Origin of the sequence: Staphylococcus sp. HMSC34C02 (genome assembly GCF_001838705.1) — a bacterium.
GTDB classification, from domain to species: domain Bacteria; phylum Bacillota; class Bacilli; order Staphylococcales; family Staphylococcaceae; genus Staphylococcus; species Staphylococcus borealis.
On the sequence record NZ_KV838563.1, the window covers coordinates 1 to 14,450 of the forward strand.

Sequence of the window (14,450 nt, forward strand, 5' to 3'; positions counted from 1 at the left end):
AGAGTAGGACGTTGCCAGGCAAATCGTATGGATGTGATGAGCTGATATCGAGATCGAAAGGTCTCTTTTTTTATGCTTAAAATTAAAAGACCTTAAATTTCAGCTTTATATTCTGAAATAAAATATTCGACAAATAAAATAATTGAGTTGCTTTACTTCATTAATTTACTTGCATAAACTGTAATTAAAGGAGTGCTAAAAATGATAATTAGAGCATTAGAAGAAACAGATTTACAATTTGTACATCATCTAAATAATGAATATACGATTATGTCTTATTGGTTTGAAGAGCCATATGAGTCATTAAATGAATTAAAAACGTTGTATCAAAAACACATTTTAGATGAATCAGAAAGACGATTTATTATTGAAGATAACCAAACATCTATTGGTGTAGTAGAGCTAGTAGAAATCAATTTTGTACATAGAAATTGTGAAATTCAAATTATTATAGACAGTCAATATGGTAATAAAGGATATGCTAAAAAAGCATTTAAAATGGCGATTGATTATGCCTTTTTAGTCTTGAACTTGAATAAAGTATATCTCTATGTAGATGTGAATAATGAAAAAGCCGTGCACATATATAAAAAGGCAGGCTTTACTATTGAAGGTGAATTAAAAGAACACTTTTATACACAAGGGAAGTACAAAGATTCTTATGTTATGGGGTTATTAAAAACGAAGTGGATTGAGCAACGTAATGGCGATGATGATTTATCGCAAGTGCGCTAAATCTGTTAGAAAGTGTGTATAGTATGGAACTTCCAATTTTTGAAAAATTATCTCAATTGGTTAATGAAAAGGCTATTTCATTACACGTACCTGGTCATAAAAATGGGACAATTGGCCGTATAAAAAATTTAGACTTTAAAATGGATATGACCGAAATTACTGGTTTAGATGATTTACATCACCCTGAAGATATCATATTGCAAAGTATGCAGCATTGTCGTAAACATCCAGACTATAATGCCTATTTCTTAATTAATGGTACAACATCAGGTATTTTATCAGTGATACAATCCTTTTCAAAAAGAAACGGGGACTATTTAATTAGTCGTAATGTTCACAAGTCCGTCTTTCACGGCTTAGATATTGTACAACAACCTGCGGATATACTTGCGATGACTAAAAGTAGGGATAGTGATCAATACTTAGGTCCAGACGTACATAATATGAAGTTTAATCATCAAAAGTTAGCAATTGTCACATATCCAAATTATTATGGTGAATGTTTTGATATTAATGAATTTGTTGATAGGGCACATAGTGAAGCAATCCCAGTATTAGTTGATGAAGCCCATGGTGCCCATTTTAACTTAGACCATTTTCCTAAGTCGGCGCTAGAAAGTGGTGCGGATTATGTGGTGCAGTCTTATCATAAAACGTTGCCTGCGCTCACGATGGGTTCCATATTATTTATTCATAAAAATGCCCCGTTAAAAGATGAAATAGTTCGATATTTAGGGTATTTTCAAACGTCAAGTCCATCGTATTTAGTTATGGCTAGCCTTGAACTCGCACACCAATTTTATGTTGATTATGATAGTTCCATATTTCTGGAAAAAAGAAAGCAACTTATAGATACATTAAATAAGACTGGCTTAACTACAGTCTGTGTGAGTGATCCTTTAAAATTATTAATTCAATATCCGGGATATTCTGGGTTTGAAATACAAACATGGTTTGAAAAATTAGGTATATATGTTGAATTAGCTGATGATAAGCAAGTGTTGCTTGTGTTGCCACTATGGCATGAAGATGATACGTATCCATTCGAAGCATTATTAAACAAGATCACTTATTTGAACTTGCCAGTACGGTCAACACATAAACCAATGTCGTCGATTCAACTTCCAGTCGATGAAGGTAAGTATTTCCCTAGTGAGAATGGTGAGGTAACATGGATGCATATTGATCATGCTGAGCATAGCATTTTAGCAGCGCATATTATACCGTACCCACCGGGAATTCCTGTTTGTTTAAAAGGGGAAAGAATAACCCGAAATATGATAAAATTAATGCGAGAATACCTTCAAAAAGGTGATAAAGTTGAAGGTATAAAAAATGAAAAAATATTAGTTAAGGATGAATGAAATGTCGGCATTTATAACGTTTGAGGGTCCTGAGGGTTCAGGTAAGACAACTGTATTGCAACGTGTGTCTGAAAAGTTAGCACAGGATTATCAATTAATTGCTACTAGAGAACCAGGTGGTGTGCCAACTGGTGAAGAAATACGTAAGGTGGTATTGGAAGGTGCAAATATGGATATTCGCACGGAAGCAATGCTATTTGCTGCATCAAGAAGAGAGCATCTAGTAGAAAAAGTTGTGCCTGCGTTGAAAGATGATAAAATTGTCTTATGTGATAGATATATTGATAGTTCTCTTGCATATCAAGGTTATGCAAGGGGTATAGGTATTGAAGAAGTGAAACAATTAAATGACTTTGCAATTAATGGACTTTATCCAGATTTAACGGTTTATTTAGACATTACGGCTGAAGTGGGTAGAGATAGAATTCTCAAAAACCAACGAGATCAGAATCGACTTGATAAAGAAGATATTGCGTTTCACGAGAAGGTGATTGAAGGATATCGACAAATCATTCAAGAAACACCTGAACGTTTCGCAGTAGTAGATGCGACACGTCATATTGATGATGTAGTCAATGAAACTTATGAGATAATCTTAAATTTTTTAAAATAATTATGATATAATAACTAGAAGAGGTGTTTTAAGATGAAAATGATTATAGCGATCGTTCAAGATCAGGATAGTCAGGAACTTTCAGACCAACTCGTAAAAAATAACTTTAGAGCTACAAAATTAGCAACGACTGGTGGATTTTTAAGAGCCGGTAACACTACTTTCTTATGTGGTGTAGATGATGATCGTGTAGATGATATTTTAGCAGTTATCGATCATACTTGTGGTAATAGAGATCAACTTGTTTCACCAATGACACCAATGGGTGGTAGTGCAGATTCATACATACCTTATCCTGTTGAAGTGGAAGTGGGAGGCGCTACAGTATTTGTAATGCCAGTCGAATCATTCCATAGATTTTAATAAATAAATTTTAAAACAATGAAAATGAAATTAAGACACCTTAGATGAATATACAATATTCGAGGTTGGGACAAAACGGCTTATGCTCTGGGACACTAATGCATGGTGTTTAAAGGCAGGTTTAGTAAACTCATTTGCAACATGTTACGTTGTAGAGAAGCGTGATTCGACAAAATTTGAGTCATAATGTTGCTTATCAGTGAGTTTGCCTAAATTCTAAATGCTTTGGTCCTAACCTCTTTTTATATTATAAAGTTGAATAAGGAGTAAGCAAGCATGGATGAACAACAAAAATTAGCGAATGCGTATCATTCAAATAAACTATCGCACGCCTATTTGTTTGAAGGTGATGATGCTCAATCAATGAAGCACGTCGCGATGGAATTTGCAAAACTTATTCTATGTAATGGGAATCAACAATGTGAAATGAAAGTAGAAACGTTCAACCAACCAGACTTCATGTATGTGTCATCTGAGGAGAATTCAATTAAGAAAGAACAAATTGAACAATTGGTTCATCGAATGAATCAATTACCAATTGAAGGCACACATAAAGTTTATATTATTGAGGACTTTGAAAAGCTTACTGTTCAAGGGGAAAATAGTATATTAAAATTTTTAGAAGAGCCTCCTGAGAATACGATAGCCATTTTGCTATCAACGAAGCCAGAACAAATTCTCAATACAATTCATTCACGTTGTCAGCATGTTTATTTTAAACCAAGTGATAAACAGCACTTTATAGATAGATTAGTTGAAGAAGATATCAATAGAGCTGTAGCGGAAATGTTAAGTAGCTATACTACCCAACTCGAAACAGCTAAAGGTTTAAATGAAGAACATGATTTAGTCGCACTTAGGAAAGTAATCTTACATTGGTGTGAGTTATTATTAACAAATAAACCTATGGCGTTAATAGGAATAATAGAATTATTAAAACATGCTAAAAACAGAAAGTTACAATCTCTAACGTTAGCAGCGGTAAATGCATTTTTTGAAGATATTATGCATGCCAAAATAGGGATTGATCATCATTTTATATACTCAGATTTAAAAGGTAACATAGAAAAATATGCGAGCCAGTTATCGTTAAATCAAATTATTATCATGTACGATCAAATTACAGAAGCGCACAAAAAATTAATGCAAAATGTTAATCCGACGCTTGTATTTGAACAAATAGTAATCAAAGGTGTGAGTTAGAATGCCAAATATCGTAGGTGTCCAATTTCAAAAAGCTGGGAAATTGGAATATTATGCGCCTAAAGATTTAGACGTAAATGTGAATGATTGGGTTGTTGTCGAATCTAAACGTGGCATTGAAATTGGGAGTGTTAAGTTCCCGCCTAAAGACGTTGAAGATGGTGATGTTACATTACCTTTAAAAGAAATTATACGTGTTGCTACTGATCAAGATATCGAAACATATTATCAAAATGATAGAGATGCAACCGATGCATTACAGTTATGTAAAGACTTAGTTAAAGAACAACAGTTGGATATGCGATTAGTTAATTGCGAATATACATTAGATAAATCAAAAGTGATTTTTAATTTTACAGCAGATGATCGCATTGATTTCCGTAAACTCGTGAAACATTTAGCTCAAAATTTAAAAACGCGTATTGAGTTAAGACAAATTGGTGTTCGAGATGAAGCGAAATTATTAGGTGGTATCGGTCCATGTGGACGTTCGCTATGTTGTGCAACGTTCTTAGGGGATTTTGAACCGGTTTCAATCAAGATGGCTAAAGACCAAAACTTATCTTTAAATCCAACTAAAATTTCCGGTGCTTGTGGTCGATTAATGTGTTGCTTAAAATATGAAAATGATTTCTATGAAGAAGCAAGAGCACAATTGCCTGATTTAGGTGATAAGATTGTGACACCTGAAGGTAAGGGACAAGTTATCGGATTAAATATTTTAGACATCTCAATGCAAGTTAAAATCGATGGTTTAGAACAACCATTAGAATATAAAATGGAAGAATTAGAAGCTTTTAATTAAGGAGGCACGTTACTTTTGAACCGCAATGACCTATTTGAAAAAGTTGTAAGACTTGAAAGTAATGTTAATCAATTAAATCAAGAAATGAGTGAATTGAAAGCATTATCTATCCAACTTATTGAAGAAAATGTTGCATTACAAGTTGAAAATGATAACTTAAAATCATTAATGGCTAAGAGCGAACAAGACGTTGAAGCGGTCAAAGTTGCTAGCCGTGTTGAAAAAGACAACAAACCAGTGAGTAAGGAAAAAGATAATAAAAGTTCAATTAAACATGTAAAGAAACCATTACCAAGTAAGGATAATCTCGCCGTATTATATAGTGAAGGCTTCCACATTTGTAATGGAGAACTATTTGGTAAGCATCGCTATGGTGAAGATTGTTTACTATGTATGAATGTGTTAAATAGTTAGACCTTTGGCATACGTTTAGTGCTAATGGCTTGAAGGTACGTTGTTAAGATACATTGTAATTGCTTAAAACGTACGTTAATGATGAGGGATGGATTTCAACACTTTGAAATATATTGATGTGTTGCAAAGACATCTCTTTTTTAGGAGAAAACAGACCATGTTAAAAGTTAATGAGCGTATTGATGACTTATTTAAGGAAAATTTGAAAATTATTCAAAATGACGATGTGTTTTCATTTTCAACTGATGCATTATTGTTGGGGCATTTTACTGAAGTTAGAAAAAATGATAAAATACTAGATTTATGTGCTGGAAATGGTGTGATTGCACTCTTGTTATCCGCTAAGGGCTCCCAACCTATAGAGAGTATTGAGATACAAGAACAGCTCGTTGATATGGCGCGTCGCAGTTTCGAATTTAATCGTTTAAACGATCGATTGCTAATGCATCATATGGATTTAAAAGAAGTGTATCAAAATTTCAAACCATCGCAGTATACATTAGTTACGTGTAATCCACCCTACTTTAAAGCGAATCAACGCAATCAGCATCAAAAGGAAGCGCATAAAATAGCAAGACATGAGGTTAAGTGTACATTAGAGGATTGCATGATGGCGGCACGTCATTTATTAAAGCAAGGTGGCCGACTCATGATGGTTCATCGAGCTGAAAGGTTGATGGATGTCTTAACCGAAATGCGTAACGCGAGTATAGAACCAAAACGTGTAGTATTTATTTATAGTAAAATAGACAAATCAGCTGTTACGATAGTGGTAGAGGGACGTAAGAATGGTAATCAAGGGTTAACCATTGCACCACCTTTTTACATCTATAACAACCAGGGTGACTATACTGATGAGATGAAAGAGGTATATTATGGCTAAGCATTATGTATACATTGTTAAATGCAAAGATGATTCATTATATACAGGTTATACTACAAATGTAGAAGCACGTATTGCGACGCATAATGCAGGAAAAGGTGCTAAATATACAAAAGTAAGACGCCCGGTAGTGTTAGTTTATCAAGAAATGTTTGATTCAAAATCAGAAGCCATGCGCAGAGAATATGAAATTAAAACATTTACAAGACAACAAAAATTAAAAATGATTGGGGAGCGTTAAACATGGCGACATTATATCTAGTAGGGACGCCTATTGGTAACCTAGGTGATATTACTTTTCGGGCAATTGAAACTTTGAATCATGTTGATTTCATAGCTTGCGAAGACACACGAGTGACTAAAAAGCTTTGCAATCATTATGATATTCAAACCCATTTAAAATCGTATCATGAACATAATAAAACGCAACAAACGACATATTTAATTGATCTATTAAATGAAGGGTACAATGTTGCATTAGTGTCTGATGCAGGTTTACCTTTAATAAGTGATCCAGGTTATGAATTAGTAGTTGCTGCCCATAATCATGATATTCATGTCGAAACGGTACCTGGACCTAACGCTGGATTAACTGCGTTGATGGCAAGTGGCTTACCATCTTATACGTATACTTTTTTAGGCTTTTTACCTAGAAAAGAAAAAGAAAAGATCGTGATATTACAGGAAAGAATGTATCAAGACAGCACTTTAATTATTTATGAATCTCCTTTCCGAGTAGTTGAAACATTAAAAGCCATTGCGAAAATTGATGCGACTAGACGCGTTGCAGTTGGTCGTGAATTAACGAAAAAGTTCGAACAAATTGTCATGCAAGATGTTGAACACTTATTACACGCATTTCAACAAGATGAAATTATGCAAAAAGGTGAATTTGTTATTTTGATTGAGGGCGCTAAGCCTCTTGAAACTGAACAATGGTTTGAATCATTGACTATATCTGAACATGTTGAACATTATATGTCAGAACAAAAGATCAAGCCTAAAAAAGCAATTAAGTTAGTTGCGGAAGACCGTCATATGAAAACTGGAGAGGTTTATGACATATACCACAATGTTAACGAATGATGTAGCAAAATTAGACACATCGGTTGATTATTTTTTCAAGGGAATTAGGCTATGAAAATCTTAGAAATCACCCATAAATTAATGAATTTATGGTAATGTTAATAGGATACGACACTAGAAAATGGATATGCGTTATAATGATAAATAACTAAATATTAAAGGAATATCGTGATGCGTTTAAGTATCAAAATGTATAAAAACAAATCGTAAGTATATAGTATTATTTTGTAAATGATGAGGAGGACTATTGATGGCGAAAGAAACATTTTATATTACAACCCCAATTTATTATCCAAGTGGTAATTTACATATCGGTCATGCATATTCAACGGTAGCAGGTGATGTGATTTCACGTTACAAACGTATGCAAGGTTATGATGTTCGTTACCTTACTGGTACAGATGAACATGGCCAAAAAATTCAAGAAAAAGCCCAAAAAGCAGGTAAAACTGAATTAGAGTATTTAGACGAAATGATCAGTGGTATTAAAAAGCTTTGGAGTAAACTAGAAATCTCTAATGATGACTTCATTCGTACGACAGAAGAACGTCATAAACAAGTAGTTGAAAAAGTATTTGAGCGTCTTTTGAAACAAGGTGACATTTACCTTGGTGAGTATGAAGGATGGTATTCGGTACCTGATGAAACATACTATACTGAGTCACAATTAGTAGAACCTGTATATGAAAATGGCAAAATCGTTGGGGGTAAAAGCCCGGATTCTGGTCATGAAGTTGAATTAGTTAAAGAAGAAAGTTATTTCTTTAATATTAATAAATATACAGATAAATTATTAGCGTTTTATGATGCTAATCCAGATTTCATTCAACCACCTTCAAGAAAGAATGAAATGATTAATAACTTTATTAAACCAGGTTTAGAAGACTTAGCCGTATCACGTACATCATTTGACTGGGGTGTTAGAGTTCCATCAAATCCTAAACACGTTGTATACGTATGGATTGATGCACTCGTAAACTATATTTCTTCATTAGGTTATCTATCAGATGACGATGCATTATTCCAAAAATACTGGCCAGCAGATGTACATTTAATGGCAAAGGAAATTGTACGTTTCCACTCAATTATTTGGCCGATTTTATTAATGGCGTTAGACCTACCACTTCCTAAAAAGGTATTTGCACATGGTTGGATTTTGATGAAAGACGGTAAAATGAGTAAATCTAAAGGTAACGTTGTCGATCCAAACGTATTAATCGACCGCTATGGTTTAGATGCAACACGCTACTATTTAATGCGCGAATTACCATTTGGTTCAGATGGTGTGTTCACACCTGAAGCTTTTGTAGAGCGTACAAACTATGATTTAGCGAACGATTTAGGTAACTTAGTGAATCGTACGATTTCTATGATCAATAAGTACTTCCAAGGTGAATTACCTGCTTACGAAGGACCAAAACACGAGTTAGACGAAGATATGGAAGCAATGGCACTTGAAACAGTGAAACACTTCAATGAAAGTATGGAAAGTTTCCAATTCTCTGTGGCATTATCAACGGTATGGAAATTGATTAGTCGTACGAATAAATATATTGATGAGACGACACCATGGGTATTAGCTAAAGATGAAACTCAAAAGGATATGCTTGGTAACGTTATGGCACATTTAGTTGAAAATATTCGATATGCTGCAGTGTTATTACGTCCATTCTTAACACATGCACCTAAAGAAATCTTCAACCAATTAAATATTAATGAACCTGAATTGTTTGAATTAGAAAGCCTTGAGCAATACGGTGCATTGAAACAACCTATTATGGTAACTGAGAAACCAACACCAATTTTCCCACGTTTAGATACTGATGCGGAAATAGCATATATTAAAGAATCTATGCAACCTCCAAAATCTGAAGAATCTAAAGAAGAAGCGGAAGTACCAAGTAAAGCACAAATTGATATTAAAGATTTCGACAAAGTTGAAATTAAAGCGGCAACTATTACAGATGCTGAAAATGTTCCAAAATCTGATAAATTACTAAAAATTCAAATCGATTTAGGCTCAGAACAACGACAAATTGTTTCTGGTATTGCTAAATTCTATCGTCCAGAAGATATTATTGGTAAAAAAGTAGCAGTAGTTACAAACTTAAAACCAGCAAAATTAATGGGCCAAAAATCTGAAGGAATGATTTTATCAGCTGAAAAAGACGGTGTTTTAACATTAGTTAGCTTGCCAAGTGCAATTCCAAATGGTGCAGTTATTAAATAGTAATAAAGTGTAAAATGAGGAGAGATAAAATGTTAATCGATACACATGTCCATTTAAATGATGAACAATATGCAGAAGATTTAACTGAAGTCATTTCTCGTGCGAGAGAAGCAGGTGTTGACCGTATGTTTGTTGTTGGTTTTGATACACCGACAATTGAACGTGCGATGACATTAATAGATGAATATGATTTTATTTATGGCATTATTGGTTGGCACCCTGTTGATGCTATTGATTTCACAGATGAACGTTTACAATGGATTGAACAATTAGCACAACATCCTAAAGTCATTGGTATAGGAGAAATGGGATTAGACTATCATTGGGATAAATCTCCAGCGGATGTTCAAAAAGATGTGTTTAGAAAGCAAATTGCGCTCGCTAAAAGGGTAAACTTGCCTATTATTATTCACAATCGTGAAGCGACGCAAGATTGTGTCGATATATTGATGGAAGAGCATGCTGAAGAAGTAGGCGGCATTATGCATAGCTTTAGTGGTTCTCCTGAAATCGCAGATGTGGTTATTAATAAATTAAATTTCCATATTTCTTTAGGTGGGCCAGTTACGTTTAAGAATGCTAAGCAACCTAAAGAGGTCGCAAAACATGTACCTATGGATAGATTATTAGTTGAAACAGATGCGCCTTATCTTTCACCTCATCCTTACAGAGGTAAACGTAATGAACCTGAACGTGTGACTTTAGTTGCACAACAAATTGCTGAATTACGTGGAATGACATATGAAGATGTATGTCGTCAGACTACCGAAAATGCTGAACGTTTATTTAAATTAAAATAATATGATATGTCTGAGAAAGATGTTAAACCGTGTCTGTCATGGTATGATTTTAGCAACATGACACACGGCATCTTTCTCATTTTTTATATGATGAGCAGTTATAATATATGTGAAATGAATTTGAAAGGTAAGGATTTTTATTATGAAAATCAATGAATTTATCGTCGTAGAAGGTAGAGATGATACAGAACGTGTAAAGTCGGCTGTTGAATGTGACACGATTGAAACAAATGGTAGTGCCATTAATAAAGAAACGTTAGCAGTCATCCAAAATGCACAAGAAACAAGAGGGGTGATTGTATTAACGGACCCTGACTTTCCAGGTGATAAAATACGACACACGATTACAGAACATGTTTCAGGCGTTAAACATGCGTATTTAGATCGAGAGAAGGCTAAAAATAAGCGTGGTAAAATTGGCGTTGAACATGCAGATCCCCAAGATATTAGAGATGCCTTAATGCATGTCAGCTCTCCTTTTGAAGAAGCGGAAGAGTCAATTGACAAAAGTGTGCTGATTGATTTAGGTTTAATCATCGGCAAAGATGCACGTCGTAGAAGAGACATATTAGGTCGTAAGTTACACATTGGACATTCAAACGGTAAGCAATTATTGAAGAAACTTAATGCATTTGGTTATACAGAAGCAGATGTGCGCGAAGCATTATCTATGGAAAAGGAGAGTGAATAAAAGGTGGAGAGAAAAGATATTGCGACACCTTCACGAACGCGAGCGTTGTTAGATCAATTTGGATTTAACTTTAAAAAAAGTTTAGGACAAAACTTCTTAGTAGATGTTAATATCATTCATAAAATTATAGATGCGAGTCAAATTGATGATCATACAGGTGTGATTGAAGTGGGACCTGGTATGGGGTCTTTAACAGAACAATTAGCGAAGCGTGCTAAAAAAGTGATGTCATTTGAAATAGACCAACGACTGATACCAGTTTTAAAAGAAACGTTAGCGCCTTATGACAATATTACGATTATTAACGAGGATATATTGAAAGCAGACATTGCTAAAGCGGTTGAAACATATCTAAATGATTGTGACAAAATCATGGTCGTAGCTAATCTGCCATATTATATAACAACACCAATTCTACTGAACTTAATGCAACAAGATATTCCGATTGATGGCTATGTTGTGATGATGCAAAAAGAAGTGGGAGAACGTTTGAATGCGCAAGTAGGAACGAAATCGTATGGCTCATTATCTATTGTCACACAGTACTATACTGAAACAAGTAAAGTGTTAACTGTGCCTAAATCTGTATTTATGCCACCACCTAATGTAGACTCCATAGTGGTTAAATTAATGCAAAGAGAAACGCCACTCGTTCACGTGGATAATGAAGAAGCGTTCTTTAAATTAGCTAAAGCAGCGTTTGCGCAAAGACGTAAAACAATTAACAACAATTATCAGAACTTCTTTAAAGATGGAAAGCAGCATAAAGAAAGTATATTAAAATGGCTTGAACAAACAGGTATTGATCCTAAAAGACGTGGAGAAACGCTATCAATACAAGATTTTGCACGATTGTATGAAGAAAAGAAAAATTTCCCAGAATTAGAAAATTAAATTGTTGACAAAGCGCGACTACATTGATAAAATTTAAATTTTGTTTGACAAAACACCTCGAAATATGGTATTATGTAACTTGTAGCGAGGTGGAGCAATATGCCAAAATCAATTTTGGACATCAAAAATTCTATTGATTGTCACTTAGGAAATCGTATTGTACTAAAAGCCAACGGTGGTCGTAAAAAAACAATCGAACGTTGTGGTGTGTTAAAAGAAACATATCCTTCAGTATTTGTTGTTGAATTAGACCAAGATAAGCATAATTTCGAAAGAGTTTCGTATACATATACGGATGTTCTTACAGAGAACGTACAAGTTTCATTTGAAGAAGATAATCATCAAGAAGTAGTTGCACACTAATTTAGACATAAATATAGAGTGGTTTAGTGTACTTCAACTCTATAATTGAAATGTATTGGGTGTTGGGCTTATTAAGTTCAACGCTCTTTTTTTGTAGCATCATAAAAGTTGTTTAGAATGTGGACAACAAAATGTGTCCAATCTTAATCATTTTACTTCAAAATAATAGAATTTCATCAGAAAACGTATATTAGTAGATTAAAATGATTGTTTTATTAAGATTTTACATAAATTTGTCATGTATCTATCAAATATTTTTAGTCTTTGTGTTAAAATCATCTTATTACTATTGATGAAGAGAGGGCGGAAAAATGATATATGAAACGGCACCAGCCAAGATAAATTTGACGCTCGATACACTTTTCAAAAGAAATGACGGATATCATGAAATTGCGATGATTATGACGACTGTTGATTTAAATGATCGCTTGTCTTTTCAAAAAAGAAAAGATAAAAAAATTGTTGTTGATATTGAACATAACTATGTTCCAAACGATCATAAAAATTTAGCTTATCGTGCAGCACAATTGATGATGGAGACGTATGATTTAAAAGCAGGTGTAACCATCACTATAGATAAAGATATTCCTGTTTCTGCCGGATTAGCAGGAGGATCGGCTGATGCAGCTGCTACAATGCGTGGCATTAATCGTCTGTTCAATTTAGATAAATCACTACATGAATTGAGTGAGTTGGGTATTCAAATTGGGACAGATATTCCATTTTGTATTTATAACAGAACTGCAGTATGCAAAGGTAGAGGTGAGAAGATACGCTTCTTAAAAAAGCCTCCTTCAGCTTGGGTTGTGTTGGCGAAGCCTAATTTAGGTATATCATCTCCAGATGTATTCAAGGCGTTGGATTTGGATGACACACATCATGTTGATACAGAAATGTGTGAACAAGCGATTGTTAACGGTAATTATCAACAGTTGTGCCAAAGTTTATCGAATCGTTTAGAACCAGTGTCGATGTCAATGCATCCTGAAATTAGAAAAATAAAGAATAATATGTTGCAGTGTGGTGCAGATGGCGCGCTTATGAGTGGCAGTGGACCGACCGTATATGGACTTGCACAAAAAGAAAGCCAAGCGAAAAAATTATATAATGCTGTAAATGGCTGCTGTAATGAAGTGTATTTAGTTAGATTATTAGGATAGAAGGGTTGAACAACAATGAGGTATAAAAGAAGTGAACGTATCGTCTTTATGACACAGTATTTAATGAACCATCCAAATCAGTTAGTACCTTTAACTTTTTTTGTGAAAAAATTCAAACAAGCCAAATCTTCAATTAGTGAAGATGTTCAAATCATTAAAAATACTTTCCAAAAAGAAAAATTAGGTACAGTTATTACGACAACAGGCGCTAGTGGCGGTGTAACCTATAAACCGATGATGAGCAAAGAAGAGGCGTCAGAGATTATTGATGAAATTATTGAGCTACTTCAAGAGAAAGAACGATTATTACCGGGTGGCTATCTGTTCTTATCAGATTTAGTCGGAAACCCTTCTTTACTTAATAAAGTTGGCAAATTAATTGCTAGCATTTATATGGAAGAGGACCTTGATGCGGTTGTGACAATCGCTACAAAAGGGATATCACTTGCCAATGCGGTAGCGAACGTATTAAATTTACCTGTAGTAGTAATTAGAAAAGACAATAAAGTTACTGAGGGATCTACTGTATCGATTAACTATGTATCAGGCTCCTCTCGTAAAATCGAAACGATGGTACTTTCTAAACGTACGTTAGCTGAAAATTCTAATGTACTCGTCGTTGATGATTTTATGAGAGCAGGGGGTTCAATTAATGGCGTTATGAATCTGATGAATGAGTTTAAGGCACACGTTAAAGGGGTATCTGTACTTGTAGAATCAAAAGAAGTTAAACAAAGATTGATTGAGGATTATACTTCTTTAGTTAAATTATCTGATGTAGATGAATATAATCAGGAATTTAAAGTAGAACCTGGCAATAGTTTGTCTAAATTTTCTTAAAAGGAG

At 34.2% G+C, this 14,450-nt stretch carries 17 protein-coding genes; all 17 read left to right on the forward strand.

Annotation, left to right across the window (positions count from 1 at the left end):
• The first annotated feature begins 201 nt into the window (after window positions 1-201).
• The 17 genes from HMPREF3239_RS02230 to purR all read left to right on the forward strand — a co-directional run bounded on the left by HMPREF3239_RS02230 (window position 202) and on the right by purR (window position 14,444).
• Complete coding sequence (locus tag HMPREF3239_RS02230; RefSeq protein WP_070854565.1) at window positions 202-735, forward strand: GNAT family N-acetyltransferase; 534 nt, start codon at window positions 202-204, stop codon at window positions 733-735.
• A 23-nt stretch (window positions 736-758) separates the two neighbouring features.
• Window positions 759-2,099 (forward strand): aminotransferase class I/II-fold pyridoxal phosphate-dependent enzyme, encoded by a 1,341-nt coding sequence (locus tag HMPREF3239_RS02235; RefSeq protein WP_070854566.1) that lies wholly within the window; start codon window positions 759-761, stop codon window positions 2,097-2,099.
• 1 nt (window position 2,100) lies between these two features.
• Window positions 2,101-2,712 (forward strand): dTMP kinase, encoded by a 612-nt coding sequence (gene tmk / locus HMPREF3239_RS02240; RefSeq protein WP_070854567.1) that lies wholly within the window; start codon window positions 2,101-2,103, stop codon window positions 2,710-2,712.
• Window positions 2,713-2,745: 33 nt separating this feature from the next.
• Window positions 2,746-3,075, forward strand: coding sequence for a cyclic-di-AMP receptor (locus HMPREF3239_RS02245; RefSeq protein ID WP_070854568.1), 330 nt, complete (start codon window positions 2,746-2,748; stop codon window positions 3,073-3,075).
• 276 nt (window positions 3,076-3,351) lie between these two features.
• Window positions 3,352-4,278, forward strand: a complete 927-nt coding sequence (locus tag HMPREF3239_RS02250; protein ID WP_070854569.1) for a DNA polymerase III subunit delta' C-terminal domain-containing protein — start codon at window positions 3,352-3,354, stop codon at window positions 4,276-4,278.
• Window position 4,279: 1 nt separating this feature from the next.
• Entirely contained in the window at window positions 4,280-5,083 is an 804-nt protein-coding gene (locus tag HMPREF3239_RS02255) for a PSP1 domain-containing protein (RefSeq protein WP_053031292.1), read from the forward strand.
• 15 nt (window positions 5,084-5,098) lie between these two features.
• The gene (yabA, locus tag HMPREF3239_RS02260; protein ID WP_053031294.1) at window positions 5,099-5,497 is read left to right on the forward strand and encodes a DNA replication initiation control protein YabA; all 399 of its coding nucleotides are present in this window, start codon (window positions 5,099-5,101) and stop codon (window positions 5,495-5,497) included.
• Window positions 5,498-5,654: 157 nt separating this feature from the next.
• Window positions 5,655-6,380: a tRNA1(Val) (adenine(37)-N6)-methyltransferase gene (locus HMPREF3239_RS02265; RefSeq protein WP_070854570.1), complete on the forward strand. Its 726-nt coding sequence runs from the start codon at window positions 5,655-5,657 to the stop codon at window positions 6,378-6,380.
• Window positions 6,373-6,621, forward strand: coding sequence for a GIY-YIG nuclease family protein (locus HMPREF3239_RS02270; protein ID WP_053031299.1), 249 nt, complete (start codon window positions 6,373-6,375; stop codon window positions 6,619-6,621). The genes HMPREF3239_RS02265 and HMPREF3239_RS02270 overlap by 8 nt, the downstream gene beginning before the upstream one ends.
• 2 nt (window positions 6,622-6,623) lie before the next feature.
• Window positions 6,624-7,466 carry a 16S rRNA (cytidine(1402)-2'-O)-methyltransferase gene (gene rsmI, locus HMPREF3239_RS02275; RefSeq protein ID WP_070854571.1) on the forward strand — a complete coding sequence of 281 codons (843 nt, stop codon included), beginning with the start codon at window positions 6,624-6,626 and terminating at the stop codon, window positions 7,464-7,466.
• Window positions 7,467-7,716: 250 nt separating this feature from the next.
• On the forward strand, window positions 7,717-9,696 hold the full coding sequence (metG, locus tag HMPREF3239_RS02280) for a methionine--tRNA ligase (RefSeq protein WP_053031303.1): 1,980 nt from the start codon (window positions 7,717-7,719) through the stop codon (window positions 9,694-9,696).
• Between the two features lie 29 nt (window positions 9,697-9,725).
• Window positions 9,726-10,496: a TatD family hydrolase gene (locus HMPREF3239_RS02285; protein ID WP_053031305.1), complete on the forward strand. Its 771-nt coding sequence runs from the start codon at window positions 9,726-9,728 to the stop codon at window positions 10,494-10,496.
• A 142-nt stretch (window positions 10,497-10,638) separates the two neighbouring features.
• Window positions 10,639-11,187: a ribonuclease M5 gene (gene rnmV, locus HMPREF3239_RS02290; protein WP_053031307.1), complete on the forward strand. Its 549-nt coding sequence runs from the start codon at window positions 10,639-10,641 to the stop codon at window positions 11,185-11,187.
• A gap of 3 nt (window positions 11,188-11,190) precedes the next feature.
• Window positions 11,191-12,081 carry a 16S rRNA (adenine(1518)-N(6)/adenine(1519)-N(6))-dimethyltransferase RsmA gene (gene rsmA, locus HMPREF3239_RS02295; RefSeq protein ID WP_070854572.1) on the forward strand — a complete coding sequence of 297 codons (891 nt, stop codon included), beginning with the start codon at window positions 11,191-11,193 and terminating at the stop codon, window positions 12,079-12,081.
• A 99-nt stretch (window positions 12,082-12,180) separates the two neighbouring features.
• The gene (gene veg, locus HMPREF3239_RS02300) at window positions 12,181-12,444 is read left to right on the forward strand and encodes a biofilm formation stimulator Veg (RefSeq protein WP_011276767.1); all 264 of its coding nucleotides are present in this window, start codon (window positions 12,181-12,183) and stop codon (window positions 12,442-12,444) included.
• A gap of 311 nt (window positions 12,445-12,755) precedes the next feature.
• Complete coding sequence (ispE, locus tag HMPREF3239_RS02305) at window positions 12,756-13,604, forward strand: 4-(cytidine 5'-diphospho)-2-C-methyl-D-erythritol kinase (RefSeq protein ID WP_053031311.1); 849 nt, start codon at window positions 12,756-12,758, stop codon at window positions 13,602-13,604.
• 15 nt (window positions 13,605-13,619) lie between these two features.
• A complete protein-coding gene (gene purR / locus HMPREF3239_RS02310) occupies window positions 13,620-14,444 on the forward strand; it encodes a pur operon repressor (protein ID WP_070854573.1) in 825 nt (274 codons plus the stop codon).
• The last annotated feature ends 6 nt before the right edge of the window (window positions 14,445-14,450 follow it).

Coding starts and splice junctions, on each gene's coding strand:
- HMPREF3239_RS02230 (WP_070854565.1), top strand. CDS start 202: ATGATAATTAGAGCATTAGAAGAAACAGATTTACAATTTGTACATCAT.
- HMPREF3239_RS02235 (WP_070854566.1), top strand. CDS start 759: ATGGAACTTCCAATTTTTGAAAAATTATCTCAATTGGTTAATGAAAAG.
- tmk (WP_070854567.1), top strand. CDS start 2,101: ATGTCGGCATTTATAACGTTTGAGGGTCCTGAGGGTTCAGGTAAGACA.
- HMPREF3239_RS02245 (WP_070854568.1), top strand. CDS start 2,746: ATGAAAATGATTATAGCGATCGTTCAAGATCAGGATAGTCAGGAACTT.
- HMPREF3239_RS02250 (WP_070854569.1), top strand. CDS start 3,352: ATGGATGAACAACAAAAATTAGCGAATGCGTATCATTCAAATAAACTA.
- HMPREF3239_RS02255 (WP_053031292.1), top strand. CDS start 4,280: ATGCCAAATATCGTAGGTGTCCAATTTCAAAAAGCTGGGAAATTGGAA.
- HMPREF3239_RS02265 (WP_070854570.1), top strand. CDS start 5,655: ATGTTAAAAGTTAATGAGCGTATTGATGACTTATTTAAGGAAAATTTG.
- HMPREF3239_RS02270 (WP_053031299.1), top strand. CDS start 6,373: ATGGCTAAGCATTATGTATACATTGTTAAATGCAAAGATGATTCATTA.
- rsmI (WP_070854571.1), top strand. CDS start 6,624: ATGGCGACATTATATCTAGTAGGGACGCCTATTGGTAACCTAGGTGAT.
- metG (WP_053031303.1), top strand. CDS start 7,717: ATGGCGAAAGAAACATTTTATATTACAACCCCAATTTATTATCCAAGT.
- HMPREF3239_RS02285 (WP_053031305.1), top strand. CDS start 9,726: ATGTTAATCGATACACATGTCCATTTAAATGATGAACAATATGCAGAA.
- rnmV (WP_053031307.1), top strand. CDS start 10,639: ATGAAAATCAATGAATTTATCGTCGTAGAAGGTAGAGATGATACAGAA.
- veg (WP_011276767.1), top strand. CDS start 12,181: ATGCCAAAATCAATTTTGGACATCAAAAATTCTATTGATTGTCACTTA.
- ispE (WP_053031311.1), top strand. CDS start 12,756: ATGATATATGAAACGGCACCAGCCAAGATAAATTTGACGCTCGATACA.
- purR (WP_070854573.1), top strand. CDS start 13,620: ATGAGGTATAAAAGAAGTGAACGTATCGTCTTTATGACACAGTATTTA.